Genomic DNA, 26416 nt, shown 5'->3' on the forward strand with positions numbered 1-26416 from the left:
CTTGAGGATCGGTCGGTCGTCGCACATGTGGCGCCCGGCACGTACAACCCTCGCGGGGGTGTGTGTGTCCAACAGGCGTGGCAGAGGTACTCGAATTCGCCCCCGCGCTCTTCGAGCAGGGCGTATCCCCAACGGCAGGCGGCGCCGCGGCGCTCCGTCCGCCCCGCGCCGTGCTCCGGCCGCGCGCACTCGGTGACATGCCGGTGATCGCGCCGATGCCCGCAGGGCGGCAGACCCGCATACCCGGCCAGCGCGACGGCGCGGACGGCACGACGTCCGACGCGGCCGCCGGCACGACCGTCGACCATCTCACCGAGACCTACCGCGCGCACTACCGCTCGCTGCTCGGTCTCGCGGCGCTGCTGCTCGACGACACCGCCTCGTGCGAGGACGTCGTGCAGGAGGCGTTCATCCGCGTCCACTCGGCGCGCAAACGGGTGCGTGACCCCGAGAAGACCCTCGCCTACCTTCGGCAGACGGTCGTCAACCTCTCCCGCTCCGCCCTGCGTCGGCGCATCCTCGGCCTGAAGCTCCTCTCCAAGCCGATGCCCGACATGGCGAGCGCGGAGGAGGGCGCCTACGACCAGCTGGAGCGCGACGCCCTCATCAAGGCGATGAAGGGCCTCCAGCGCCGTCAGCGCGAGGTGCTGGTGCTGCGCTACTTCGCCGACATGACCGAGGCCCAGACCGCCGAGACGCTCGGCATCTCGCTGGGCTCGGTGAAGGCGTACGGCTCACGGGGCATCGCCGCGCTGCGGGTGGCCATGGGAGCGACGAAATGAGCGGGAGCGCTCCGCACGAGCGGGACACCGGGCACGGGGAGCCGCGGCGCGAGCCGAACACCGGCCACGACGACACGCCTACGCACGCTGGGAACGGAACTGTGAAGCACGGCCCCGACGGAGACGGCCGGAAGTCCGGCGAAGAACGCGAGACACCCACGGCTGCGGCTTCGGAGGCACCCGAGGCGTCCGAGACCGTCGAGCTGCCCAAGGCATCCCCGGCCGCGAAGGCTCCCGGGGGCGACGGGCTCGCCGAGCTGGCCCGGCTGATCGGGCCGACCGACCTGTTCGGGCCGGGCGACCTCGGCGGTCCGGGGAGCGGGGACACCGGTGCCGCCCCCGACGAACTGGCGCTGCGCCGGCTGCTGCACTCCGCCGTGGACGACCTCGAACCCCGGGACGGCTCACTGGACCGGCTGCGGCGGGCCGTACCCGCGCGGCGGGCGCGCAAGCGGCAGGCGACCGTGGGCATGGCGGCGGCCGCGCTGTTCATCTGCACCGCCGTCCCCGCCCTGGTGCACGTCTCCAACTCGGGCGGCACCGACCCCAACACCGCCATGGCGGGCCAGTCCTCCCTGGCCCAGGGCAGCGAGGGCAAGGGCCGGAGCGGCGGCGGCGCCACCGCGGGCACCGGCGGCCAGGCGGGCACCACCGCCGGGCAGCCCGGGACCGTCGGCGGCACGGAGCAGCCCGGCACGAAGTCCCCGGGCGACAGCGGCGCCACCGGCGGCACCGACCCCTCCGCGAGTGCCGTCTCCGGCACCCCGCCCTGCACGGCCGCCCAGCTCGGCGCGACCGGCACCACCGACGCCCCCGACTCCTCCGGCGTCGTCTACGGCACCTTCAGCGTCACCAACACCTCCGCCACCGCCTGCACGGTCAACGGCACCGGCCAGGTCGGCGCGACGGCCCAGGGCGCGGCCGACCCGGCGAAGGTCACCGCCGCGGCGCACGTACCCGGCGACGCGGCGGCCGCGCTGCCCGCGCCCGGCCTGGTCGTGTCCACGCTGGTGCTCCGGCCGGGCGCGTCGTACGCCGAGAAGTTCGGGTTCGTGCCCTCCGAGACCTGCCCCGTCCAGGGCGGCGCCACCGGCGGTACGGGCGGCGGCGACTCCACGCCCAGCCCGACCCCGAGCGCCGGCCAGGACGGCGGCGCGACCGGCGGCACCCAGAACACCGCCGCCGAGGGCACCGCACCCCAGCTGGTGACCGACGGCACTCCGGCCGAGGGCAGCGTCCTGGTGACGTACCACGCGGTCGGCGGCACGCTGAGCGCCACCGCGACGGTCCCGAGCGCGTGCGCCGGGACGGTCTACTTCACCGGGATGGTGCCGGGGGTCTGAGTGCCGGGGGCCTGAGCCTCCGCCTCGGTGTCCTGCCGCTCCGGGCCCGTCTCCGGGTCCGGCTCCGGCGGCAGGATGCCGAGTTCCGCGTCGCGCACGGCCTCCGCCTCGCGGCGCAGCAGCCGGAACCACATGAAGACCACGAAGCCCGCGAAGACGAACCACTCACCGGTGTAGCCGAGGTTCTGGAACGCCTTCAGATCGAGACCGGTCCCGGCGGGCGCGGTGGCGGGCACCGCCTTCATTCCCGTGTCGCCCTTGTCGAGGGTCACCCACGCGTCGTAGAGCCGGTCCGGCACCAGGTTGACCAGCGAGGCCGGGCTGATCGCGGCCGTCTGCCCGGCGGGCAGCCCGCCCTGGGCGCTGACGCCGTTGTCCCCGGGGGTCTCGGGCGCCTGGAGCGCGCCGGTGACGGTGACCTCGCCGGCCGGCGGCTCGGGCGCGGTGTGCGCGTCGGCCTTCCCCGGCAGCCAGCCGCGTACGACGGGCAGCGACTTGCCGGTGCCGGTGCGCAGCAGGGTGAGCACGTAGTACCCGGTGCGGCCGTCGAGCTGCCGGTCCGGGACCAGCAGCTGCGTGCCGTACCGCCCGCTCGCGGTCACCCGCTCGCCGGAGGTCCGCTTGTCGACGGGCAGCATCGTGGCCAGCGGCCGTGCCGTCCCGCTGCGATCCGAGGACGCCTGCTCGGTGGCGGTGCGGGAGTCCTGCACCCGCCCCTCGAACCGGCTCAGCTGCCAGGACCCCATGAACACGCAGAACGGGACGGCGAGCAGCACGAAGACGTTGATGCCCCACCAGCGGGGTGTCAGCAGGAACCGGTACACACCCCAACGGTACGGCGGGCCGCCCGGGCGCCCTCGCGGGGGGCCCGCGTGCGCCTGAAGCCGACGCGGGATTCGCGGGTCGGGGATGCTAGGGGGCATGAGTGAAGCTGTGGAGATGCCCGACTGGGAGAAGCGGTTCCGGGCGCCGCGCGTCTCGCTGCCCGACTGGGCCGAGGACGCGCCGGAGCGGTCGCTGTTCGTGTCGAACGCGACCGGCACCTACGAGCTGTACGCCTGGGACCGCGCGAGCGGTGCCCAGCGGCAGGTGACGGACCGGCCCAACGGCACGACCGACGGGGTGCTCACCCCGGACGGCGCGTGGATCTGGTGGTTCGACGACAAGGACGGCGACGAGTTCGGCGTCTGGCGCCGCCAGCCCTTCGAGGGCGGCCCGGACGAGCCCGCCGTACCCGGGATCGAGGCCGCCTACTCGGCCGGGCTCGCGCTGGGCCGGGACGGGCGTACGGCGGTCGTCGGGCGGTCCACGGACGAGGACGGTACGACGATCCACCTCGCGCGCTCCGGGGAGGAGCCGGTGGAGCTGTACCGGGACCGGGAGTCCGCCGGGGTCGGCGACCTCTCCCACGACGGCTCGCTGATCGCGATCGAGCACACCGAGCACGGCGACGCCATGCACGCGGCGCTGCGCGTCGTGCGGACCGACGGCAGCACGGTCGCCGAGCTGGACGACACGCGCGGCGGCACGGAGGAGCTGGGCCTTGAGGTGCTCGGCTTCGCCCCGGTCGACGGCGACACCCGGCTGCTCATCGGGCACCAGCGCCGGGGCCGCTGGGAGCCGCTGGTGTGGGACGTGGCGACCGGCGCGCAGACCGACCTCGCGCTGGAGCTGCCCGGTGACGTGGCCGCCGAGTGGTACCCGGACGGCAGCGCCCTGCTGATCTCGCACGGCTTCGAGGCGCGCAGCGAGCTGTTCCGGTACGACCTGGCGGACGGCACGCTGACCCGTATCCCGACCCCGCCGGGCACGGTCTCGGGGGCGACGGCGCGGCCGGACGGCAGCGTGGAGTACCTGTGGTCGTCGGCGGAGGAACCGCCGGTCGTCCGGTCCACGTCCGGCGCGGTGGTCCTGGACCCGCCCGGCATGAAGTGCCCGCCCTCGGTCGCGGTGCAGGACGTGTGGGTGGAGGGCCCCGGCGGCCGCATCCACGCCCTGGTCCAGAAGCCCGCGGGCGCCACCGGTCCGCTCCCCACGGTCTTCGACCTGCACGGCGGCCCGACCTGGCACGACAGCGACTCCTTCGCCGCCGGACCGGCCGCCTGGGTGGACCAGGGGTACGCGGTGGTCCGCGTCAACTACCGGGGCTCCACCGGCTACGGCCGCGCCTGGACCGACGCCCTCAAGCACCGGGTCGGCCTGATCGAGCTGGAGGACGTCGCCGCCGTCCGCGAATGGGCCGTCTCCTCCGGCCTCGCCGACCCCGAGCGCCTGATCCTCACCGGCGGCTCCTGGGGCGGCTACCTCACCCTGCTCGGCCTCGGCACCCAGCCCGAGGCGTGGACGGTGGGCATCGCGGCGGTCCCGGTCGCGGACTACGTCACGGCGTACCACGACGAGATGGAGGCCCTGAAGGCCATGGACCGCACGCTGCTGGGCGGCACCCCCGAAGAGGTCCCCGACCGCTTCGAGGCGTCCTCCCCGCTGACCTACGTCGACCAGGTCAAGGCCCCGGTGTACATCTCCGCCGGCGTCAACGACCCCCGCTGCCCCATCCGCCAGATCGACAACTACGTCGACCGCCTCCGCGAGCGCGGCGCGGCCCACGAGGTCTACCGCTACGACGCGGGCCACGGCTCCCTGGTCGTGGACGAGCGGATCAAGCAGCTGTCCCTGGAGATGGAGTTCGCGCGACGGCACCTGGCGCCCTGAACCGGGTGAACGCCCGGGCGGCCGGCGGGACTCAGCCGAGTTCCGCCAGCCCCCGGCGGGTTGCCGCGACGACCACGCGGTCTCCCTTGCGGAGGACGTAGTTCGCGGGCACGTCCGGGAAGCCCTCCAGGGCGAGGACGCGCCAGGCGCCGGGGCGGAAGGCCTCGGCGAGGGTGTGGCCCTCCAGTTCGGGGTGGCCGGTGACCTCCACCGAGGCGAAGAGGAGGACGCGGCGTTCCACCGGGAAGGCGCCCAGGACGCGGCGGCCGAGCATCGCGCCCGCGAAGGCGGGGGCGGAGAGGTAAGTGACGCTGCGGCTGCGGGTGGTGGCCTGGGGATGGGCGGCGCGCAGGGTGCGGTAGACGGCGGTGGCGAAGTCGTCGTCGTAGAGGCGGAGAACGACCCGCAGGGCGGGGTGCAGGGAGCGGGCGTAGAGGGCCGCCTCCAGGTTGGTGGTGTCCGCGCTGGTCACCGCGAGGAGGGCGGACGCGCGGTGGATCTTGGCCGCCTCCAGGACGCCTTCCTGGGTGACGTCTCCGAGGACGACCGGGACACGGAGGCGCCGCGCCACCGCGAGCCCGCGCGCCTCGGGCCCCGACTCCACGCACACCACGGGGATGTCCAGCTCCCGCAGCCGTACCAGCACCCGGGTGCCGATCTTGCCGAGACCGAGCAGGACGACATGGCCGCCCAGGCCGCGCGGCGGCTTCCGCAGCGCGCCCACCGTGCGGAACGTGCCGAGCCCTTCGAGGACCGCTGCCAGCAGCACCGGCAGCAGCAGCAACCCCGTGAGTCCGGACAGGAGTTGGAGGATCTGGCGGCCGATCGGCTGGCCGAGCGCGGGCTCGTCGATCGCGAACAGGTCGAGGAGGGTGAGGTAGAACGCGCCGAGCGGATGGATGCCGGTGACGAGCCACAGCGCCACCGCGAGCGCGAGCACACACCCCGCGAGCCCCGCGAGGGACCACCGCAGGCGGGGCGAGAACAGCGAGGTCAGCGGCGGTACGACCCCCATGCCGAGGCCCGCCCCGGCCGTCTGCGAGGTGCGCGCGGAGACCTGTTCCAGCACGATCCGCGACCGGTTCCCGGCCTGCCGTACCTCCTCGTCGTCGGGCAGCATCCGGGGCCGCTGGTCGGGGGAGCCGTCCGCCGCGTCGGGGTCCGAGAGAAGCGCCAGTGTGCACAGCCCGGGAGCGCCCTCCGGCGGTGCCGCCCGCTCCACCGCGCGCAGCATCAGCCCGTCGGTGTGCACGACCCGGCTGGTCCCGGTGAGCGCGGTGGCGGCCAGCGCGGGAGCGGCGGTGTCGGCGTCGGACAGCACGGTCGTCGACCCGTCGGGCAGCCCGAGTTCGTCGTCACCGGCCGCCAACGCGGCAGCCTGGTCGAGGAGTTCCTCGATGTGCTGCCCCAACCTCCGGTTGTAGAGCCGCAGGACGAGCCGGACGCGGGGGTTCAGCCGCCGCGCGGTCAGTGCCGCGCGGATGTTGGTCTCGTCGTCCTCGTACACCAGCGCCAGCGCCGCCGCCCGGTCCACCCCCGCCTCGGCGAGCACGGCCTCGGTGGCGGCCGGAGCCTCCAACACTCGCTCACCGTAGGAGTGTTGAGGAGCCGGTGGCGGCACGGCCGCGTTCGCCCCGGCCCGCCCGACCGCCGCGTTCACCACGCGGTCGAACAGTGCCGCCGACGCCGACCGCGGCGGCCCGACGACCGGCGGCCCCGCCGTGTCCGCGCCCGGCGGTACGACCAGGACGACCTGCTCGCCGTAGACTCCGCGCAGTTCGGCGGTCAGCCGGCGCGCGAGCCCGTCGTCGCCGCACACCACCATGTGCCCGGACGCTCCGCCCGTACCGCCCTGCCCAGGAATGGTCCCCACGAGGGAAAAGAGTGCCCCAAGGAGCGGCCCGGTTCCAGGGATGGCGTGAACGGGCGCGCCCCGGGGTGCGTACCGCCCGAAGGAGTACCGATCCGGAGGGAACACCCGTGGCCATCACCGAGGACGCCCCGCCCACGCGCACGGGCGGCGAGGGGGAGCCCGGCGGGAAGGCGGTGCCAGGCGGGGAGACGGTGCCCGGCGAAGAGGGTCGTCCGCGCCTCAGCTCCCCCCTCGTGCTGACCCTGGTCCTCCTGCTCGCCGTCCTCGCCCAGTCCCCGATCCGGGGCGCGCTCGGCACGCCGGTGATGCAGAGCTGGACGACCGTCTTCGTGGCCGTCACCGTCCAGGCGCTGCCCTTCCTGGTCCTCGGTGTCCTGCTCTCCGCCGCCCTCGCGGTGTTCGTACCCGCCTCCTTCTTCGCCCGAGCGCTTCCCGCCCGGCCCGCGCTCGCCGTCCCGGTCGCCGGACTCGCGGGCGCCGTGCTGCCCGGCTGCGAGTGCGCCTCGGTGCCGGTCGCGGGCGCGCTGGTGCGCCGGGGCGTGACCCCGGCCGCCGCCTTCGCGTTCCTGCTGTCCGCACCCGCGATCAACCCCGTCGTCCTCACCGCGACCGCCGTCGCCTTCCCGGACAACCCCGAGATGGTCCTCGCCCGTTTCGGCGCGAGCCTCCTCGTGGCCTGCGGCATGGGCTGGCTCTGGCAGCGCCTCGGCCGCACCGACTGGCTGCGCACCCGCGCCCACGGCGCCCACGAGGGCGCGACGAAGGGCGAGACGTTCTGGAACTCCGTACGCCACGACACCGTCCACGCGGGCGGCTTCCTGGTGCTCGGCGCGATGGCCGCCGCCACGCTGAAGGCCGTCGTACCGGCGACCTGGCTCCGACTGGCCGCCGACAACCCGGTGTTGTCGGTGCTCGCCCTCGCCGTCCTCGCCGTACTGCTCTCCATCTGCTCGGAGGCGGACGCGTTCGTCGCGGCCTCGCTGACCCAGTTCTCGATGACGGCCAAACTCGTTTTCCTGGTGGTGGGCCCGATGATCGACCTCAAGCTCTTCGCCATGCAGGCGGGCACCTTCGGCCGCGGCTTCGCGCTCCGCTTCGCCCCCGCCACCTTCGCGGCGGCCGTCGCGGGCGCGGTCCTGACCGGGGCGGTCCTGCTGTGAACCGGCACGCCCAGGCGGCGGTCCTCTTCCTGCTCGGCGGCGCGCTGCTGCACGCGGGTACGACGGATCTGTATCTGCGGTACGTCAAGGCGGGGCTCCAGCCGCTGCTGCTCGCGGCGGGGGCGGTGCTGATCGTGACGGCGGGGGCGACGGTCTGGTACGAGTGGCGACGTGCGAAGTCGGCCTCAAAGGGCGGGAGTTCGGAGGCACCGGGCCACCCGGAACACGAGGAGCATGAGGAGCACGGGGGGCACGAGGGGCACACCCACCCCGAACCCGGCGTCTCCTGGCTCCTCGTCCTCCCCCTCCTCGCCCTCATCCTCGTCGCCCCGCCCGCCCTCGGCTCGTACAGCGCCCTGCGTACCGGCACCGCGCTCCAAAAGCCCTTCGGCTACGACCCGTTGCCCGCGGCCAACCCCGTCCCGCTGAGCGTGGTCGACTACGCCTCCCGTGCCGCGTACGGCCACGGCCGGACCCTGCACGGCCGCGCCGTCCGCGTCACCGGCTTCCTCGCGCTGGACGGCTCGGGCAGGCCGTACCTCGTCCGCATGGCCCTCAACTGCTGTGCGGCCGACGCCCAGCCGGTCAAGGTCGCCCTGACCGGACAGCTCCCGCCGGTGCTGCGCCCGGACGCCTGGCTGGAGGTGGAGGGCGCGTACAGCCCGAAGCTGACCCGCGATCCGGTCAACGGCGGCCCGATCCCGTATCTGCAGGTCACGTCCACCAGGCCGGTGCCGACCCCGCGCGACCCGTACGACGAGACCTGGAACAAGTGAGCATGGTGACGCGGGTCACACGGGACCATGTCACATCCCGGCGCCGCCCTCCGTCGTAACGGTGTATCCATCGGAAACGGCATCAGGGAGCACGGCATGGAAGCCCGACTCAACGTCTTCGCCAACCCGATCTCCGGCAAGGTCATCAAGCACCTCGGCGCGGCCGGGCGCGTGCTCTCCGAGTCCTCGCTGCCCGCGTCGACGCAGGAGCTGGTGAAGATCCGCGCCAGCCAGATCAACGGCTGCGCCTTCTGCCTCGACATGCACACCAAGGAGGCCGCGCACGCGGGGGAGACCCACCAGCGGCTGCATCTGGTCGCCGGGTGGCGCGAGGCCACCGTCTTCACCGACGCCGAGCGCGCCGCCCTGGAGCTGGCCGAGCAGGGCACCCGTATCGCGGACGGGGCCGGCGGTGTCCCGGACGAGGTGTGGGCGAACGCGGCCAAGCACTACGACGAGGAGCAGCTGCTCGCGCTGGTCACGCTCATCGCCGTCATCAACGCGTACAACCGGATGAACGTCATGATCCAGCTGCCCGCGGGTGACTACCAGGTGGGCCAGTACGCCTGAGGACCGGCCCGAGCGGAACCCTGTGAGACGGCGTGTGCGCACGGTCGCGCGCACGCCGCTCGCATAAGGTCGGCCACACCCGACATCCGGAGTGAAAATGGGAAAAACGGATGAATTGGTGGGTGTGGTCGACGGGGCGGCGACGGCTGTTGCCGCCCCGCCGGTGCCCACCGCTGTCCTACGGCCCGGGCCCCGCCGCCGCCCCGTCACCGTGGCCCTCGTCGCGGCGGCCGCCGTCGGCACGGTGGTACTGCTGCTCCTCGGCACCGGATGGCTCGACCGGCCCGCCGTCCAGGCGTGGCGCACCGTCTGCCTCGCCATCGCCGTCCAGGCGCTGCCCTTCCTGCTCCTCGGCACCGTCCTGTCCGGCGCCATCAACGCCTTCGTCCCCGCCGACCTGTTCACCCGGATCCTGCCCAGGCGGGCCGCGCTCGCGGTGCCGGTCGCGGGAATGGCGGGGGCGGTACTGCCGGGGTGCGAGTGCGCCTCGGTCCCGGTGGCGAACAGCCTGATCAGACGGGGTGTCACCCCGGCCGCCGCCTTCGCCTTCCTCCTCTCCGCGCCCGCGATCAACCCGGTCGTGCTCACCGCCACGGCGGTCGCCTTCCCGGGCAACCCCGCGATGGTCGCCGCCCGGCTGCTCGCCTCGCTGGCCACGGCCGCCGTGATGGGCTGGCTGTGGCTCTGCTTCGGCAAGGAGAAGTGGCTGCGGCCCGCCGTACGGCACACCGGACACCAGCACGGACACAGCCGCTGGACGGAGTTCCGGCACGGCTTCCAGTACGACTTCCTGCATGCGGGCGGCTTCCTCGTCCTCGGCGCGATGGCCGCCGCCACCTTCAACGTCGCCGTCCCGCGCTCGGTCCTCGACACCTTCTCCGGCTCGCCCTGGCTGGCCGTGCCCTTCCTCGCCGGACTCGCCGTACTGCTCGCGGTGTGCTCGGAGGCGGACGCGTTCGTGGCGGCCTCGCTGACGGGGTTCTCCCCCACAGCCCGGCTCACTTTCATGGTGGTCGGCCCCATGGTGGACCTGAAGCTGATCGCCCTTCAGGCGGGCACGTTCGGCCGCGCGTTCGCGCTCCGCTTCTCGGCGGCGACGACGGTCGTGGCGGTCGCCGCGAGTGTCCTGGTCGGAGGGGGGCTGCTGTGAGAAGGACCGTACAGAGCGCGCTGCTTCTGCTGACCGGCGCGGGCCTCCTCCACTCGTCGCTCTTCACGACGCTGTATCTGCGGTACGTGAAGGAGGGGCTGCGGCCGCTGCTGGTGGCGTCGGGGGTGGTGCTGGTCGTGCTGGGGGTGATGAACCTGGTGCTGGAGCTGCGCGGGCGGCCGTCGGACGGCCACGACCACGCGGACCATGAGGACGGGGGCCATGAGGACGGAAGCCATGGGCGCGATCACGCGGGCCACGATCACGGGGACCACGGGCACGCGGACCATGGGAGCGATCACGGGGATCACGGCCACGACCACTCCCGCGCCCCCAAGGTCGCCTGGCTCCTCGCCCTCCCCGCGCTCAGCCTTCTGATCTACGCCCCACCGGCCCTCGGCGCCTACACCGCGTCCCACGCGAGCACGAAGTCGGCGCCCCCGACGAAGCAGACCCGCTTCGAGCCGCTCCCCGCCTCCACGGCCCCCGTGCCGATGACCCTGACCGGTTTCACCAACCGCCTCCAACAGGACCCGGCGAAGACGCTCAGCGGCCGCGCGGTCCAGCTGACCGGCTTCGTCACCCCGGGCGGCGCGGACGGCGGCTGGTACCTCACCCGGATCATCTTCACGTGCTGCGCGGCCGACTCCCAGACGGTGAAGCTCCGTATGTACGGCCCCGAAGCCCCACCCGCCAACACCTGGCTCTCGGTCACCGGCACCTGGCACCCGTCCGGCGCCCTCGGCACCAGGTCGGCGGCGGCCGCGCTGGACGTCCAGGAGTCCCACCCCGTCGCCCAGCCGATCAACGCCTACACGGACGACCTGCCGCTGACCGTCGGCTCGTAAAGCCGTAGAGCCGTAAAACCACAGGAGTCGGGACCCGCCGGTGACGTGGTCACTCACGGCGGGCCCCGGGTAGGCTGGGTGACCGGCCGTGCCCTCGGGGTGCGGCGCGGCGGTGGGGCTCGCCGTACCCGAACCGCGGCATCGAAGCCGCCAACAGTCCCTGCTTGCGATGGAGTGTGCCCGTGTGCGCGGGCCCCGGGCGAGTAGGGAGACGTACCTTCATGACAGCATCGCGACCCGCCACCACGAGCGAACCCGTGGACCCCGACGTGGATCTGCGCGCACCCCGCGAACGCGCGCGTTCCTGGCGGGCCCAGGCGCCCGTCGTGGCCGTCGTCTCGGTGGGCGGCGCGATCGGCGCGACCGCCCGGTACGCGGGCTCGCTGCTGTGGCCCACGGCCGCCGACGGGTTCCCGTGGACCACCTTCGTGATCAACGTGACCGGCTGCGCGGTCATCGGTGTCTTCCTGGTCCTCGTCAGCGAGGTGTGGACGGCCCACCGCCTGCTGCGCCCGTTCTTCGGCACCGGCGTCCTCGGTGGCTACACGACCTTCTCGACGTACGCCGTCGAGATCGAGCGCCTCGTGAACGCGGGCGAGGCCCGCACCGCCCTCGTCTACCTGGCCGCGACCCTGCTCGCGGCCCTCGGCGCGGTGACACTCGCGGTGACGGCCACGCGCCGCGTCCTGGCCTGGAGGCAGTCATGACGGCGACACGGCTGACCGGAGACGCCCTGCGGGTGACGATCTTCATCGGTGAGCACGACACGTACCACCACAAGCCGCTCTACAGCGAGATCGTCCACCGCGCGCACGCGGCCGGGCTCGCGGGCGCGAGCGTCTTCCGGGGCATCGAGGGCTTCGGCGCGACCTCCCTGATCCACACCGCCCGGCTGCTGTCCCTCAACGAGGACCTGCCGGTGGCCGTCGTGATCGTGGACACGGAGGACCGGGTGCGGGCGTTCCTGCCCCAGCTGGACGAGCTGGTGGGCTCGGGACTGGTGATTCTGGACGACTGCGAGGTCATCCGCTACGTGGGCGAGGAGAGGCACGCGTGAACTGGCTGCTGGTGATCGTCGGAGGCATGGCGGGTGCCCCGCTGCGCTACCTGACCGACCGCTTCGTGCAGAAACGCCACGACGCCGTGTTCCCCTGGGGCACCTTCACCGTCAACGTCATCGGCTGCTTCATCCTCGGCCTGCTGACCGGCGCGGTCGTGGCCGGTGCCGCGTCGAGCAACGCCCAACTGCTGCTCGGCACGGGCCTGTGCGGCGCCCTGACGACGTACTCCACCTTCTCCTTCGAGACCCTGCGCCTGGCCGAGGACGGGGCGCGGTTCCTCGCCGCGGCGAACGTGGTCGCGAGCCTGGTGGCGGGGCTGGGGGCCGCGTTCGTGGGGACGGCGGTGGCGGAGGCGATCTGGGTCTGAGGCGGCGGGGGCGGCTTCGGGGGCGCCCGCCGTCAGGCCATCGGATTCCGGGCGTGCCCCCGTCAGGCCGTATCCAGGCCGTCGACCAGCCGGTTCAGGAATCTGCCGAAGGTCGCCTCGGGGGTGACCGGACGGCCCGGCGCGGCCAGTGCCTCGGCGAGTTCCGGGTGGTGGCCGTCGGCGGCCATGGCGGTGAGATAGCGGGCCTCGGCCGCGCGCCGGCCGGGTGAGTCCGCGCTCGCGGACTGGGCCAGCTCATGGCGGACATGCCCGGCCACGAAGGACGTGAGCTGGGCGAACACCTCCAGCCGTGCCGCGCCGTCGAGCCCGCTCGGCCGCAGCGCGGCGAGAGCGCGTTCGAGGAAGTCCAGGGCGCGCGGTCCGGGGGTGTGCCGGGTGACGAGGACGGCGGCCAGCCACGGGTGGCGCAGCATGAGCGCGCGCTGCCGGTGGGCCAGCGTCTTCAGGTCGGCCCGCCAGTCGCCGGTGAGCGGGTCCGTGAGCGGCAGCTCGCCGCAGACGTCGTCGGCCATCAGCGCGAGCAGGGTCTCCTTGTCGGGGGCGTAGGTGTAGAGCGACATCACGCCCGCGCCGACCTCGGCGGCGACCCGCCGCATGGTGACCGCGTCCAGCCCCTCCGCGTCCGCGAGGGCGACCGCCGCCGTCGTGATCGCCGCACGGCTGAACGTGGGCCGCCGTCCCCGGCGCGGCCCGGCGGCCGCCGGCGTGGGACCCAGCCACAGCCGCTCCGGGTCGACGCCCGAGGCGCCCGTTCCCTTGTCGTGCGGCACGTCTCCCGCGCTCCCTTTCCCTTGGTTTCCCTTGGTTTTACCCCGCCGGCCGGTGTCGGCCCTTGCCAAGGTCATCCAAGCATCCCCTATTCTCGTGCACCGTACGGAAATGAGGAGGGGAACGATGAGGAGGGGACCGATGTCATCATCCACGCCCGACGCCGTGACCGTGGCGCACTTGCCCAAAGGGCGCCCGCCGCTCTCCGCGCGCCTGCTGCGGGCGACCTTCCGGGGACTCCCGGACCCGCGCCACCCCGTGGGGTACGAGCCCGCGGTCCCGGTGCCCGCCGCCGACGGCAGCCCCCTGCTCACCGACCACTACTTCCCGCGTGCCGAGGGCGACTTCCCCACCCTCCTGGTCCGCTCGCCCTACGGCCGGGGCCTGCCGTGGTCCGCGATGTACGGGCTGCTCTTCGCCGAACAGGGCTTCCACGTCGTCGTCCAGAGCTGCCGGGGCACCGGTGGCTCCGGCGGCACCTTCGACTTCTGGCGCAACGAGCCCGGCGACGCGCAGGCGGCGGTCGCCTGGCTGCGCCAACAGCCCTGGTTCGACGGCAGGTTGGGCACCATCGGCCCCAGCTACCTCGGCTACACCCAGTGGGCCCTGGCCCTCGACCCGCCGCCTGAGCTGAAGGCGATGGTGCTCCAGGTCGCCCTGCACGACCCGCACGCCGTCTTCCACACCGACGGCGCCCTGCACCTGGACAACTCCCTCAGCAGCGGGGTGGGCTTCTCCCACCAACACCGGGGCGTCATACCGTTCGTGAGAGCGACCCTGCGCCTGAAGCGCCGCCTGCGCGAGATCACCGCCGCCCGCCCGCTGCGCGGCGCATACCGGCCCGCCCTCGGCGAACTGCCCTGGCTGGACGACCTGATGACCCACCCGGACCCCAACGACCCGTACTGGGACGGTGCTTCACTGGCCGAGGCGGCCGACGGTCTCCGCGTCCCCACCAGCCTGATCTCCGGCTGGCACGACGCGCTCGCCGACCAGACCTTCGAGCAGTACGAGCGCCTGCGCCGCGCCGGATGCGAGACCGCCCTGCTCGTCGGCCCCTGGACCCACTCCTCCGCCCTCCAGCAGGGCTGGCCCGAGGTGTTCGCGGAAAGCCTCGCGTGGCTGCGCGCCCACCTGTGCGACGACCGCTCCGAACTGCGTCCGACCGAGGTACGCGTCCACCTCGGCGGCGCGTGGCGCGACCTGGACGGCTGGCCGGTGAAGGCGGAGGCGGCCTCCTGGTACCCGCTCTCCGGCGCCCAGCTCACCCGGCAGTCCCCCGTGGACGACTCCCCGGTGGCGTCGTTCCGCTACGACCCCGCCGACCCCACCCCGTCCGTCGGCGGCCCCCTGCTCTCGCCCGGCGCCGGACCCCGCGACAACCGGCCCCTGGAGGCCCGCGCCGACGTCCTGACCTTCACCGGCCCTCCGCTCACCGAGCCGCTGGACATCCTGGGCCCGGTCACCGCGCGGCTCAGCGTCTCCACCGACACCGGGTACGCCGACGTCTTCACCCGACTGTGCGACGTCGACCCCGAGGGCCGCTCCGTCAACGTCTGCGACGGGCTCGGCCGGGCCCGCACCACCGGCGACACGCCCGCGCGGCTCACCGTGCCGATGAGCACCACCGCCCACCGCTTCCCCGCCGGACACCGCGTCCGCTGGCAGATCAGCGGCGGCGCCCACCCCCGCTACGCCCCCTCCACCGGCACCGGAGACCTCCCGGCCGACGCCACCACCCGCGTCCCGGCGCGCATCACCCTCCACGCGGACTCGGAGCTGACGCTGCCCGGGATTCAGAGCCCGAGTTCCGACAACCCCGGGTGATCGTCGGGCCGTCGGCCCAGCGGCCAGTGGTATTTCCGCTCCTCCTCGCCGATCGGCAGGTCGTTGATGGAGGCGAGGCGCACCCGCATGAGCCCGTCCTCGTCGAACTCCCAGTTCTCGTTGCCGTAGGACCGGAACCAGGTGCCCGAGTCGTCGTGCCACTCGTAGGCGAACCGCACGGCGATTCGGTCACCGGCGAAGGCCCACAGCTCCTTGATCAGCCGGTAGTCCAGTTCCCGGGCCCACTTGCGGGTGAGGAAGGCGACGATCTCGTCCCGGCCGCGCAGGAACTCGGCGCGGTTGCGCCAGCGGCTGTCGGGCGAATAGGCGAGGGCGACCTTCTCCGGATCGCGCGAGTTCCAGCCGTCCTCGGCGAGACGCACCTTCTCGACGGCGGACTCGCGGGTGAAGGGGGGAAGGGGCGGGCGGGCGTCGGCCATGGTCACTCCAGGGGGGCGGGGTGCTGGGGTGCGGGGGTGCTGGGGTGTTCCATTCCATCGCGCGGCGGGGAGTGATCGCATCCGATGCCGCTGCGGGCGCCGCCATTACGGTGTCCGGCATGAACCAGTCACAACCCATCGGAAACGGCCGGTCCTGGTACCGCCCCATGGTGGCCCGCCCCACCGACGAGCGGCACCGCGTCGCCACCGTCCTGGAGCTGTTCTTCGACCTCTGCTTCGTCACCGCGGTCGCCGAGGCGGCCGCGGCGTTCGAACACGAGCTGGCGGGCGGCCACCTGGGACACGGGGTGCTCGGCTACGCGCTCGTGTTCTTCGCGATCTGGTGGGCGTGGATGAACTTCACCTGGTTCGCCTCCGCCTACGACACCGACGACGTGCCGTACCGCGTCCTCACCCTGATCCAGATCACCGGCGCCCTCATCATGGCGGCCGGCGCGGCCAAGGCGCTGGAGCACTACGACTTCACGGTCGTCACCTACGGCTATGTCGTGATGCGGCTCGCCATGGTCACCCAGTGGCTGCGCGCGGCCCGCTCCGACCCGGCCCGCAGAGCCTCCAGCCTGCGCTACGCGGTCGGCATCCTCGTCGTCCAGATCGGCTGGGTGGCCCGCCTCGCCCTGCCGCACGGCCTGGGCCTGCCCTCCTTCCTCGTCCTCGCCGTCGCGGAACTCGCCGTACCGGCCTGGGCCGAGCGCGCCGCACGCACCACCTGGCACCCGCACCACATCGCCGAGCGGTACGGCCTGTTCACGCTCATCGTGCTCGGCGAGTCGATCACCGCGGCGACGGCGACCGTACGCACCGCCCTCGACACCGCCGTCTCCCTCGGCGACATCGCCCCGCTGGTCGTCGGCGGCATCCTCACCGTCTTCGCCATGTGGTGGCTCTACTTCACCCAGGACGCCGCCGAACGCCTCAACTCCCTGCGCATGGCCCTGCTCTGGGGCTACGGCCACTACGTCGTCTTCGCCTCGGCGGCGGCCGCGGGCGCGGGCCTCGCGGTCGAGATCGCCCACCTGACCGGCCACGCGCACCTCAGCCGGGTCGCGGTGGCGGCGGCGTACACGGTGCCGGTGGCCCTGTACCTCCTGGTCCTGCGCCTCCTGCACCGCCATGGACGCGCCGGAGCCCTGGACGTGGTGTGGGCCGTCGGCATCCTGGCCGTCCTGGCGGTGACGTTCACCCCGAGCCCGGTGCTGGCGACGGGGTGCGTGATGTCGGTGCTGGTGGGGGCGGTGGTGGTGCTGGGGGAGCGGAGGCGGGCGTGATGCCGCAGGCCGGCCGTACGGGCATCCCCCGAGGCCGGGTGATCATTTTCCGGCAAAGGGCGATGACGGGCCGCAGGCCCTGTGCCAAGCTGCACGGCATGGGGTGGACCTTCAAAGCTCACGGTGCCCTCGCCTACGCGCTGGGCATCACACTGCTGGCACTGACCGCACTCGCCTTGCTGCCCACGACGACACCGCCGATCCGGCCGACCGGCCCGGGATGGCCGACCATGGCGATGCTCGCCCTGCTCATCCCGACCGTCCTGTCGACCCTGTTCCGTGCCTTCCTCGTCCGAGCGGACGCCCGCTCCGGGTGGCTGGCCTTCCGCTGCCTCCCCGAGAAGGTCCAACTGGCCGTGGCCGCCGCCTTCCTCGTGGGCGTAGCCCTGCTGGTCCTCAACCTGACGACCGGCGCCGGGAACGACAACCCCCACTGGCTCGCGGTCCCGGCACTGCTCTACATCGCCTCCGCGTACTCGATCCTGGCCACCGGGGAGATGAACCGAGCGGACCGCGAGATCGGGGAGGCGTGACGGGACGGCCGGCCTGAGCGGGGGAGCCTCTCACCCGCGGTCGACCGTCTCCAGGAACTCCCGGAGCAGCCCGCTCACCACGGCGGGCTGCTCCACCGTGCTGCTGTGCCCGGCCCCCGGCACCACCTCCAGCCGGGCCCCCTGCACCGCCGCCGCGATCCGCTCCGACTCGACGGCAGGCGTGGCGACGTCATCGGCACCTACGACGACCAGCGTGGGCACGGCGATACGGCCGAGTTCTTCGCTCACGTCGGGCCGCTCGACGACTCCGAGCACTGCCTTGCGTATCCCGGAACGCCGACAGCGCCGCAGCCGCCGTACCCACTCGTCGACAACGGGCGCGCTCGCCGGTGACGCGAGGAACTCGGGCCCGAACATCTCGGCCTTCACCCTCCCCAGCACCGGCCGGACCCCGGTGAGCAGATAGACGTTGGCCAGCAGCCGGTACTCCCCGACCCGTGCGGACTCCTCGGCCCGCGCACTGGTGTCGAGCAGCGTCAGCGACCTCAGCAGCTCCCCGTGCCGGGCCGCGATGCGCTGCCCGACGAAGCCGCCCATGGAGAGCCCGACGTAATGAACGGCCCCGAGCCCGAGCCGCCCGATCAGCGCGACGGCATCACCGGTCAGCGTGTCCATGTCGTACCCGCCCGGCGTCGCCGGAGTCTCCCCCTGCCCCCGCCAGTCCACGGTCACGCACCGGTAGTCCCCCCGCAGCGCCTCCACCTGCGCGTGGAACATCCACCCGTTGAAGAGCAGCCCGTGCCCGAAGACGACGACGGGCGCATCGGGCTTCCCTGGCGGCGCCCCCGTGTCGGTGCAGAAGACGGAAACGCCATTGACGTCGACCAAGGGCACGCGTGACTCCTTCGCTCGGGGTGGCAGCCGAGCGTAGAGGTGCGCGGGGCGATGCTCAACGGGCCTGCGCGACAGAGCCGTTCGGCTCGACGACTAGGACGACGTCCCACCCCGCCGATACCCGGCCCAAAGCCGCCCACCGGCCTCCCCCAGCACCTCGTCCACGACGGAGACGAGCAACTCGTCCCGCCCGTCGAGCACTTCCCTCACTCCGTGCCGCAGCCGATCCCCCAGCCCCGGCGCGGCCACCTCCAGCCGCCGCGCGAGCCACTTCCCGCCCCCACGCCAGGAGCGACGGACAACCAACGCCAACTCGCCGGTCCGTCTGGCGAGTTCACCGGCGATGAACAGCCGCTCATTCCGATCCCCGCTCCCCGCCAGGTCGTCGAGCAGATCGGTGATCGCATACCGCAGATCCTCAACCACCTCCCCGTCCACCACGGGCGGCCCCGCGGCGACCAACTCCCGTGCCTCGGCGGCGAGTCGTGCCCCCACCCCGTCGACGTCGAACAGCAACTCCCCCTCGGCACACATGAAAAGCAACGGCGACCGCCCCTTGCTCACCTCCCGCCCGACATATGCCCCCCACGTCCCCTCGGTATGCACGAACATCTCCACCGGCCACCCCGCCCCCCGAAAGCTCACCCGATACGGCGCCGGTGCCCCATGCAGCACGACGACGACATCGAGGTCCGACATCGCCGTACGCCGCTCCGTGACGACACTGCCCCCGAGGAACGCGGCCCGAGCGTCGGGGTGGTGCTCCAGCACCAGGGCCCGCGCGGTCTCCACCAGATCCATCCGGCAACTATCCACCGGACGGGGTCCGGGCTGCCGTCAGGAGTGCCGGGACGGCATGAGGGTGACATGGGTCATGGAAACAGTGCGGGAGAAGTGGGCAACTGTCCCTGCGCGCCCGGTTTGACTCCGATGGAGCCGTTCCCCGGGCCACGAGGGGCCAGGGAAACACCTATACCGTCTCTTTACATTCCCCCTAGACTCGTCGGCGTCCAGGGCGCCCCCAAATCCACTTGTTCCGGGGGCCGTTGCTGCTGTTTCTCTCCTCGGGGGTCCCTCTGTGAAGCTTCGCAGTTCTCTTGCCATGGCAGCCGCCGTCGCGATGGCGACGCCTGTCGTGCTGCTCACCGCCACGTCCGCGTCGGCTCTCGGCGCGAGCACGGCACAGACGCAGAACCAGCCGACGTACGCGGAGCTGAAGCAGGCTGCCGCCGACGCGAAGAAGGCCCACGAGGAAGCCGTCACGGCCAGGGAAGAGGGGCTGAAGGAGCTCAAGGCGACCCTGGAGGCCCTGGACTCCGACACGCACCCGCTCAAGGCTGCCGTGATCGCCGCGGAAAGAGCGGCCAAGGAGGCCGCCGCCACCAGGACCGCCGCCGAGAAGGCCGTCGCGGACGCCGAGGCCAAGCTCGAGGCGGCCGGGGACGACACCGAGAAGGCCGCCGCGCAGCAGGCCCTCGAAGCCGCACAGGCCGACCTGGCGAAGGCGGTCACGGCCGCGAAGGACGCCGACGCCGAGGTGGAGAAGGCCGACACCGCGCTGGACGACGCCCGGGTGGCGGCGAGCCGTAAGTACGGTCAGCTCCAGACCGCCGCCGCGAAGACCCTCAAGGACCTGGAGACCGCCGACGCGGCGCTGGCCGCCGCCGGACAGTGCGTCCGTGAGGCCGGGCTGACCTCGCTCGCGGACGGCCTGCCCTCGAAGGTCACCGCCGGGACCACCGTCGACTTCACCCTGCGCGTCGCCAACGGCACCGAGCGCACGCTGACCGTCGACCCGCTGGTGGCCTTCCACACGAAGGACGCCGCCAAGCACCTGCTGAAGGTGGAGTGGTCCGACGGATCGGCCTGGCAGACCCTCGACGAGGACAGCGGGGCCGAGCACATCGGCCACATGGAAACGATGAAGCCCGGCGACCACCGTGACGTGAAGATGCGCATGACGGTCGGCTCCTCCGCCCGGGCCACCGACGCCTTCGCCCTGCTCGCCAGTGACGCCTCCGACGCGTACAACCCCTGCGTCCTGGGCCCGATGAAGCGCTACGACTTCGAGCTCCTGCCCGCGGGCAGCAAGCCCGGCCCGGTCGACGACGCCAAGCCCGGCCGCCCCCAGGGGAACGACGAGCGCCCGTCCGGCACGGGCCCGTCCCCGCAGGGCGGCACGCCCACGCCGACGACCACCACGTCCGGCACGCGAACCCACACCAGCGGCAACCTCGCCGAGACCGGCGCCTCCTCGACGACCATGCCGCTCGCCCTCGCGAGCGCCGCCACCCTGACCCTCGGCGCCGGCGCGCTCCTCGTCGCCCGCCGCCGCAGGGCCACGGGCAACAATTGACGGCTGAACGCCCCTGAGCGAGCTGTGGCACGACCGCCGTGCCACAGCTCCCGGGCAACGGCCACCCGGCCACGCACGAACCGAGCCCGCACAACAAATCAGGCCCGGTGCTGATCTCTCAGCACCGGGCCTGACCTGGTGTTACGGCTGTCGGGGTGGCGGGATTTGAACCCACGACCTCTTCGTCCCGAACGAAGCGCGCTGCCAAGCTGCGCTACACCCCGATTGTCGCTGCTCTCGCGGCGACGACGTTTACTTTAGCCCACTGGGGGCCGGAGGCGAAATCCGGTTCTGGGCGGGGTCAGACGCGGCGGCGGGTGGGGGTCGGGCGGGTGTGGTCGAGGGCGATCAGGAGGAGGGCCAGGGCGTAGATCGCGAGGCCGATCAGGAGGGCGTTCGCGAGGGTGCTGCGGTAGCCGTGGGCGGCTGCGTCCAGGAAGGGGTAGAGGTAGCGGCCCCGCACACTGTCCGAGGGGACGAAGAGCGCTCGTGTCAGCGTGAAGATCAGGTACGCCAGCGGGAACACCAGCCACGCCGCCGCCTGGCGCAGGTGCAGACGGGGGGCCGGGGTGAACAGCAGCCAGTCCAGCAGGGCCGCCAGCGGCAGCACCGTGTGAAGGATCTGGAGCGCGCCCCACTGGGCGTGCCAGCGCTCCGGGATCGCCGACGTGCCCGTCATCGAGAACGGGGGCGTCGTATGGGCGAGCAGTACGTGGTACGTCAGCGCGCTGGTCACGATGTAGAGGAGTGCCGCCCCCGACACCGCGGCCGGTACGGCCCGCCGCGCCCGCCAGGACCGCGACGCCGACAGGAGCATGACCACCGCCAGCAGGATCGCCGCCTGGACACCGAAGTAGCTCAGGATGCGCGACGGGGCGCCGATCATGAGTTCCAGGGCGATCCCCGCCGCCGCGAGGAGCGCGGTTCCCAGGCGGAAGAGCGCCACCCAGGGGCGCCGGATCGGGGCCACCACCGCCGTCACCGGCACCGGCGACGGCCGCAGCACGGGCGGGCTGGGGATCGCCGGCAGGTCGGGGATGTCCCTGGGTATCGGTGCGGTCATGCCCTCACGCTAGGCATAAGGGGTGAAAGGGGCTATGTGGAGTACTCCGGGAGGGGGACGCCTTAAGCCCCAGGGCATGAGCCCCCCCAGGGGACGTGCCCCTACTCCCGCCCCACCAGCGTCAGCAACGTCACCTCCGGCGGACACGCGAACCGCACCGGCGTGTACCGGTTCGTCCCGCACCCCGCCGACACGTGCAGATGCGAGGTCCGGCCCGCCACCGAGTGCGTCGACAGCCCCTTCACCCGGTCCGTGTCCAGGTCGCAGTTGGTGACCAGGGCGCCGTAGAAGGGGATGCAGAGCTGGCCGCCGTGGGTGTGGCCCGCGAGGATCAGCGGGTAGCCGTCCTCGGTGAACGCGTCCAGCGTGCGCAGGTACGGCGCGTGGACGACGCCCATCGAGAAGTCGTGGCCGGCCGTGGGCCCACCGGCCACCCGGGCGTACCGGTCGCGCTTGATGTGCGGGTCGTCCAGGCCCGTCAGCTCGATCGAGGCGCCGTCGATCTTCAGGGTTCCCCTGGTGTTGGTCAGGTTGAGCCAGCCCGCGGAGTCGAAGCCGTCCCTGAGGTCCTCCCAGGGGTTGTGGACCACACCGGTGGCGGGCGCGTTGCCGTTCAGGCCGTGGCGGCCGCTGGCCTTCTCCAGGAGGTAGCGGGCGGGGTTGCGCAGCTTGGGGCCGTAGTAGTCGTTGGACCCGAAGACGTAGGCACCCGGGAACTCCATCAGCGGGCCGAGCGCGTCCAGCACCTCGGGGACGCCCTCGGGGTCCGAGAGGTTGTCGCCGGTGTTGATCACGAAGTCCGGGCGCAGCCCCGCGAGCGACTGCAGCCAGCGCCGCTTCTTGCCCTGGCCGCTCACCATGTGGATGTCGGAGACCTGGAGCACCCGCAGCGGGCGCATCCCCGGCGGCAGGACCGGCACGGTCACTCGTCGGAGGCGGAAGGAGCGGGCCTCGAACCCCGCCGCGTAGGCCACTCCGGCGGCGCCTGCCGCCATGATCCCCAGGGGTACTCCGTATCGCGCGCGCATACGACCATCGTGTCAGACCCCCGTGCGACGGCGAGACCGGGAGCCCTTTGGCGCAAGGGGTGTTCGGGCCGCCGGACGGCGGGGAGCGCGGGCCGTGCGGGACAGGGCGTCCGGGCCGTGCGGGACGGGAGGCGCGGGCCGCGAAAACGGGGCGCACCCCGGGCGGCGTACCTGCGACAATCGGACCATGACCACCACGCTCAAGGCGAAGCTGCACGACGACCTCAACGCCGCGATCAAGGAGCGCGACGAGCTGCGCTCCTCCACGCTCCGGCTGACCCTGGCCGCGATCTCCAAGGAAGAGGTCGCGGGCAAGGAGAAGCGCGAGCTGTCCGACGACGAGGTCCTCAAGGTGATCACCAAGGAGGCCAAGAAGCGTCGCGAGGCGGCCGAGGCGTTCGCGCAGGGTGGTCGTGCGGAGTCGGCCGAGCGGGAGAAGGCGGAGGGTGAGCTCCTCGCCACGTACCTGCCCAAGCAGCTCTCCGACGACGAGCTGAACGCGATCGTCTCCCAGGCGGTCGAGGAGGCGAAGGCCGCCGGTGCCGAGGGCCCGCGCGCCATGGGCGCCGTGATGAAGATCGTGAACCCGAAGGTCGCCGGTCTGGCCGAGGGCGGCCGCGTCGCCGCCGTCGTGAAGAAGCTCCTCCAGGGCTGACGGCCCCAGCCGGACTCCGAGAGTCCCGCCCGTAAACGACTTCGGGGCCGCACCCCTGCTCGCGCAGAAGGTGCGGCCCCGCCGTCGTACGTGCCTCAGTTCCGGCGGCCGCCGTTCGTGCCGCCGTTGCCCTGACCCTGCGTCGGGTTCTGGGGCACCGTGACGGTCGGGTTCGTCGTACCGGGAGTGCCGCCGCCCGCGCCGCCCGGGGTCCCCGTGCCGCCGCCGTTCGTCAGGGCGCCGAAGAGGCCGCCGATCAGGCCGCCGCCGCCCGGGTTGCCCCGATGTCCGCCGCCCGTACGGCCGTTGTCGCCGCCGTTGTCCCGGCCGCCGTCCCTGCCGTGGTCGTCGTCATCGTCGTCGGGGATGTCGATCAGCTGGAAGTCCGGGGCGGCCTTTCCGACGAGGGCGCCCGCCATGGCGTCCTTCCAGATCGGGCCCGGGACCTCGCCGCCGTAGACCAGCGGACGGTAGACACCGCCGATGGTGACACCGGCCATCTTCAGGTCCTGCTGGGCGCTGCCGACCCAGACCGCGCCGGCCAGGTTGGGCGTGTAGCCGACGAACCAGGCGTTCTTGCGCTCGTCCGTCGTACCCGTCTTGCCCGCGCTCTCGCGGTCCGTGAGGCCCGCTTCCTTACCGGTGCCGGAGTCGACCACGCCGCGCAGCAGCGTGTTCACCGTGTCCGCGGTCTTCTGGCTCATCGCGCGCGAGCAGCTCGTCCTCGGGACCGGGATCGACTTCTCCTCGGTGCCGATCTTCTGGGTGATCGACTCGATGGCGACCGGCGTGCAGTACTTGCCGCGCGAGGCGAAGGTCGCGTACGCGCTCGCCATGGTCAGCGGCGACAGGCCGATCGAGCCGAGCGCCATGGACGGGGACTGCGGGATCTTGGTGCCGTTGCCCTGCACCACGTGCATCGCGTCGGTGATCTTCGCCACCGGGCACAGGCCGATGTCGGAGATGAGCTGCACGAAGTAGGTGTTGACCGACTTGGCCATCGCCTCCTTCATGCGGTACGGGCCCTTCTCGGACTCGTTCTCGTTCTCCACGGTCTCGTGCTCGGTGTTGCGGTAGGCCGTGCCGCTGCATCCCTGCACCGGGCTCGGGTACTCCATCTTGTACGGCGAGGAGTACGACTGGGTCGGCTGCTTGCCGCCCTCGATCGCGGCCGCCGCCACGAACGGCTTGAACGTCGAGCCGGTCGGGAAGCCGAAGTTGGAGCCGCCGTAGGCCTTGTCCACCGAGAAGTTGTACTCGGTCTCGTCCTTGCCGTAGCCGAACGGCTTCGACTGGCCCATCGCCAGGACCTTGCCGGTGCCCGGCTCGACCAGGGTGGCGGCCGCGGCGACCTTGTCGGACTTGTAGACGTGGTCCTTGAGGGAGTCCTGCACGGAGTCCTGGGCCTGCGGGTCCAGGGTCGTACGGATCGTCAGGCCGCCCTTGTTCCAGAGCGTGGCGCGCTCCTCGCGGGTCTTGCCGAAGACCGGGTCGGTCAGGAAGACGTACTCCACGTACTTGCAGAAGAAGGCGGAGCCGCGGGTCGCGGTGATGCAGCCGTTCTTCGGCTGGCTGACGTGCAGCCCGAGCGGCTTCTCCATCGCGCTGTCGGCATCCGCCTGGGAGATGTCGCCGACCTCGGCCATGCGCTGCAGCACGGTGTTGCGCCGCTTGGTGGCCTCGGCCTCGTCGTTCACCGGGTCGTAGCGGCTCGGGGACTGGACGATGCCGGCGAGGAGCGCGGACTCCTGGAGGTTGAGGTCCTTGGCGTGCTTGGAGAAGTAGCGCTGCGAGGCGGCCTCGACGCCGTACGCCTGCTCGCCGAAGAACGTGATGTTGAGGTAGTTCTCCAGGATCTTCTTCTTGCCGAGCTTCTCCTCGATCTGGATCGCGTACTTCAGCTCGCGGACCTTGCGGCCGAGGGTCTGCTGGGTGGCCTGGGCGACCTTGGTCGGGTCGTCCCCCGCCTCCTCGATGAAGTAGTTCTTCACCAGCTGCTGGGTGAGCGTGGAGGCGCCCTGCGCGACCCCGCCCTCCTGGGCGTTCTTGTTCAGGGCGCGCAGCACGCCCTTGAGGTCCACCGCGCCGTGCTGGTAGTAGCGCGAGTCCTCGATCGCGACGATCGCCTTCTGCATGTACGGCGAGATGTCCTTGAGGTCCACCACCGTGCGGTCACGGGAGTAGACGGTCGCGATCTGGTGGCCCCGGCTGTCCAGTATGGTCGTGCGCTGGCTGAGCTGGGGGCTCTTGAGGTTGGCGGGGATCTCGTCGAAGCCCTGGACGGAGCCCTTCGCCGCGAGGCCCAGCGCGCCCGCGGCGGGCAGCGCGATGCCCGCGAGCACCGCCCCCGCCAGCACACTGACACCGAGGAACTTGGCGGCCTGCTGCGTCGTCGAGAGGCCACCGCCGGAGCGCTTCTTTGGCATGGGGGCAGCCTAATCCGTACTGATGAGCGTTCCGATGGACCGACAGTCCTTCGGGATGTTCGGGTGCAGGATCGTGACGTACGCCGGTGGCACGCGGGCGCCACGGGAGCACGCGGGCGTCATGGCACGGCGCGGCGGGGCGCGTCCGTGTCCATTCGCCGGACACGCGCACAGGCATTGGCCTAAGCTGCGCTCAACTGTCACAGCGGTGCGGCCATGTAGCAATACGTCCGGCGACCCCGAATCGTTCCGGGAGTACCCCCACTTTCCGGCGGGGCGTGTCCGAATCCGCCTCGTGTGTCACCGGACGCCCCTTGTGGCGCACCACAACCGTCCCGCTTCGCCGGGATGATCACGCATGTCGTCAGCTCACTCCTCCGGGTGATCTGCCGCTTACCCATAGTCCGTTCGGGCCATTCAAGATTGGGCCCGAAGGGGGTGTTGCGCTGTCCGCGCCTTCCGTAACGTCCTCAACTGGCGGCGGTGAATATGCCGCTGCCGCCGTGGGGGAGC

General features: G+C 72.4%; 25 protein-coding genes and 1 tRNA gene. 16 read left to right on the top strand and 10 right to left on the bottom strand.

The genetic code is table 11. The annotated features are described in order from the left end of the window. Positions 1–197 precede the first annotated feature (197 nt). Positions 198–782: a SigE family RNA polymerase sigma factor gene (locus AB0E91_RS11380; RefSeq protein WP_361779072.1), complete on the top strand. Its 585-nt coding sequence runs from the start codon at positions 198–200 to the stop codon at positions 780–782. A gap of 101 nt (positions 783–883) precedes the next feature. Next, the gene (locus tag AB0E91_RS11385; RefSeq protein WP_361778658.1) at positions 884–2125 is read left to right on the top strand and encodes a hypothetical protein; all 1242 of its coding nucleotides are present in this window, start codon (positions 884–886) and stop codon (positions 2123–2125) included. On the opposite strand, the gene AB0E91_RS11390 is transcribed toward AB0E91_RS11385, so the two are convergent. Then, entirely contained in the window at positions 2095–2949 is an 855-nt protein-coding gene (locus AB0E91_RS11390; protein WP_361778661.1) for an SURF1 family protein, read from the bottom strand. The two genes, AB0E91_RS11385 and AB0E91_RS11390, sit on opposite strands and share 31 nt — an antisense overlap. A 97-nt stretch (positions 2950–3046) precedes the next feature. Here AB0E91_RS11390 and AB0E91_RS11395 point away from each other — a divergent pair, with 97 nt between their 5' ends. After that, positions 3047–4837, top strand: a complete 1791-nt coding sequence (locus tag AB0E91_RS11395; RefSeq protein ID WP_361778664.1) for a prolyl oligopeptidase family serine peptidase — start codon at positions 3047–3049, stop codon at positions 4835–4837. A gap of 31 nt (positions 4838–4868) precedes the next feature. On the opposite strand, the gene AB0E91_RS11400 is transcribed toward AB0E91_RS11395, so the two are convergent. Further along, complete coding sequence (locus AB0E91_RS11400; protein ID WP_361779075.1) at positions 4869–6662, bottom strand: NAD-binding protein; 1794 nt, start codon at positions 6660–6662, stop codon at positions 4869–4871. A 155-nt stretch (positions 6663–6817) separates the two neighbouring features. On the opposite strand from AB0E91_RS11400, the gene AB0E91_RS11405 reads away from it, so the two are divergent. The 8 genes from AB0E91_RS11405 to crcB all read left to right on the top strand — a co-directional run bounded on the left by AB0E91_RS11405 (position 6818) and on the right by crcB (position 12642). Further along, a complete protein-coding gene (locus AB0E91_RS11405) occupies positions 6818–7870 on the top strand; it encodes a permease (protein ID WP_361778667.1) in 1053 nt (350 codons plus the stop codon). Then, on the top strand, positions 7867–8646 hold the full coding sequence (locus tag AB0E91_RS11410) for a TIGR03943 family protein (protein WP_361778670.1): 780 nt from the start codon (positions 7867–7869) through the stop codon (positions 8644–8646). The genes AB0E91_RS11405 and AB0E91_RS11410 overlap by 4 nt, the downstream gene beginning before the upstream one ends. Before the next feature lie 96 nt (positions 8647–8742). Next, complete coding sequence (locus AB0E91_RS11415) at positions 8743–9216, top strand: carboxymuconolactone decarboxylase family protein (RefSeq protein ID WP_361778673.1); 474 nt, start codon at positions 8743–8745, stop codon at positions 9214–9216. Positions 9217–9313: 97 nt separating this feature from the next. Then, positions 9314–10366, top strand: coding sequence for a permease (locus AB0E91_RS11420; protein WP_361778676.1), 1053 nt, complete (start codon positions 9314–9316; stop codon positions 10364–10366). Further along, positions 10363–11214 carry a TIGR03943 family protein gene (locus AB0E91_RS11425; RefSeq protein ID WP_361778679.1) on the top strand — a complete coding sequence of 284 codons (852 nt, stop codon included), beginning with the start codon at positions 10363–10365 and terminating at the stop codon, positions 11212–11214. The genes AB0E91_RS11420 and AB0E91_RS11425 overlap by 4 nt, the downstream gene beginning before the upstream one ends. A 221-nt stretch (positions 11215–11435) precedes the next feature. After that, positions 11436–11921, top strand: a complete 486-nt coding sequence (locus AB0E91_RS11430) for a CrcB family protein (RefSeq protein ID WP_361778682.1) — start codon at positions 11436–11438, stop codon at positions 11919–11921. Next, complete coding sequence (locus AB0E91_RS11435; RefSeq protein WP_361778685.1) at positions 11918–12271, top strand: DUF190 domain-containing protein; 354 nt, start codon at positions 11918–11920, stop codon at positions 12269–12271. Before AB0E91_RS11430 ends, AB0E91_RS11435 begins: the two co-directional genes overlap by 4 nt. Beyond that, positions 12268–12642 carry a fluoride efflux transporter CrcB gene (gene crcB, locus AB0E91_RS11440; protein ID WP_361778688.1) on the top strand — a complete coding sequence of 125 codons (375 nt, stop codon included), beginning with the start codon at positions 12268–12270 and terminating at the stop codon, positions 12640–12642. Before AB0E91_RS11435 ends, crcB begins: the two co-directional genes overlap by 4 nt. A 62-nt stretch (positions 12643–12704) precedes the next feature. Here the strand turns inward: crcB and AB0E91_RS11445 are convergent, their stop codons facing one another. Continuing rightward, complete coding sequence (locus AB0E91_RS11445; RefSeq protein WP_361778691.1) at positions 12705–13433, bottom strand: TetR/AcrR family transcriptional regulator; 729 nt, start codon at positions 13431–13433, stop codon at positions 12705–12707. A 139-nt stretch (positions 13434–13572) separates the two neighbouring features. Between AB0E91_RS11445 and AB0E91_RS11450 the strand changes: the two genes are divergently transcribed. Continuing rightward, a complete protein-coding gene (locus AB0E91_RS11450; RefSeq protein WP_361778694.1) occupies positions 13573–15258 on the top strand; it encodes a CocE/NonD family hydrolase in 1686 nt (561 codons plus the stop codon). Here AB0E91_RS11450 and AB0E91_RS11455 read toward each other — a convergent pair. Continuing rightward, positions 15228–15698 (bottom strand): nuclear transport factor 2 family protein, encoded by a 471-nt coding sequence (locus AB0E91_RS11455; RefSeq protein WP_361778697.1) that lies wholly within the window; start codon positions 15696–15698, stop codon positions 15228–15230. The genes AB0E91_RS11450 and AB0E91_RS11455 overlap by 31 nt on opposite strands. A gap of 119 nt (positions 15699–15817) precedes the next feature. Between AB0E91_RS11455 and AB0E91_RS11460 the strand changes: the two genes are divergently transcribed. Further along, positions 15818–16987 (top strand): low temperature requirement protein A, encoded by a 1170-nt coding sequence (locus tag AB0E91_RS11460; protein WP_361778700.1) that lies wholly within the window; start codon positions 15818–15820, stop codon positions 16985–16987. A 98-nt stretch (positions 16988–17085) separates the two neighbouring features. Then, positions 17086–17520 (top strand): hypothetical protein, encoded by a 435-nt coding sequence (locus tag AB0E91_RS11465; RefSeq protein ID WP_361778703.1) that lies wholly within the window; start codon positions 17086–17088, stop codon positions 17518–17520. A gap of 30 nt (positions 17521–17550) precedes the next feature. Here the strand turns inward: AB0E91_RS11465 and AB0E91_RS11470 are convergent, their stop codons facing one another. Together AB0E91_RS11470 and AB0E91_RS11475 are read right to left on the bottom strand one after the other, a co-directional pair. Further along, the gene (locus AB0E91_RS11470; RefSeq protein ID WP_361778706.1) at positions 17551–18375 is read right to left on the bottom strand and encodes an alpha/beta fold hydrolase; all 825 of its coding nucleotides are present in this window, start codon (positions 18373–18375) and stop codon (positions 17551–17553) included. Positions 18376–18468: 93 nt separating this feature from the next. Further along, positions 18469–19176, bottom strand: coding sequence for a nucleotidyltransferase domain-containing protein (locus AB0E91_RS11475; protein ID WP_361778709.1), 708 nt, complete (start codon positions 19174–19176; stop codon positions 18469–18471). A gap of 301 nt (positions 19177–19477) precedes the next feature. On the opposite strand from AB0E91_RS11475, the gene AB0E91_RS11480 reads away from it, so the two are divergent. Next, the gene (locus AB0E91_RS11480; protein ID WP_361778712.1) at positions 19478–20731 is read left to right on the top strand and encodes an LAETG motif-containing sortase-dependent surface protein; all 1254 of its coding nucleotides are present in this window, start codon (positions 19478–19480) and stop codon (positions 20729–20731) included. A 150-nt stretch (positions 20732–20881) separates the two neighbouring features. On the opposite strand, the gene AB0E91_RS11485 is transcribed toward AB0E91_RS11480, so the two are convergent. The 3 genes from AB0E91_RS11485 to AB0E91_RS11495 form a co-directional block, all read right to left on the bottom strand. Further along, positions 20882–20955 (bottom strand) — tRNA-Pro (locus AB0E91_RS11485). 77 nt (positions 20956–21032) lie between these two features. After that, the gene (locus AB0E91_RS11490) at positions 21033–21794 is read right to left on the bottom strand and encodes a Pr6Pr family membrane protein (RefSeq protein WP_361778715.1); all 762 of its coding nucleotides are present in this window, start codon (positions 21792–21794) and stop codon (positions 21033–21035) included. 101 nt (positions 21795–21895) lie between these two features. Further along, the gene (locus AB0E91_RS11495) at positions 21896–22822 is read right to left on the bottom strand and encodes a metallophosphoesterase (protein ID WP_361112893.1); all 927 of its coding nucleotides are present in this window, start codon (positions 22820–22822) and stop codon (positions 21896–21898) included. 187 nt (positions 22823–23009) lie between these two features. Between AB0E91_RS11495 and AB0E91_RS11500 the strand changes: the two genes are divergently transcribed. Continuing rightward, the gene (locus tag AB0E91_RS11500; RefSeq protein ID WP_361778719.1) at positions 23010–23477 is read left to right on the top strand and encodes a GatB/YqeY domain-containing protein; all 468 of its coding nucleotides are present in this window, start codon (positions 23010–23012) and stop codon (positions 23475–23477) included. Positions 23478–23572: 95 nt separating this feature from the next. Here AB0E91_RS11500 and AB0E91_RS11505 read toward each other — a convergent pair whose 3' ends face one another. Beyond that, the gene (locus AB0E91_RS11505) at positions 23573–25903 is read right to left on the bottom strand and encodes a transglycosylase domain-containing protein (RefSeq protein ID WP_361778722.1); all 2331 of its coding nucleotides are present in this window, start codon (positions 25901–25903) and stop codon (positions 23573–23575) included. Between the last annotated feature and the right edge of the window lie 513 nt (positions 25904–26416).

The organism is Streptomyces sp. NPDC026659, assembly GCF_040638245.1.
In the GTDB taxonomy this organism is placed as follows: Bacteria; Actinomycetota; Actinomycetes; order Streptomycetales; family Streptomycetaceae; genus Streptomyces.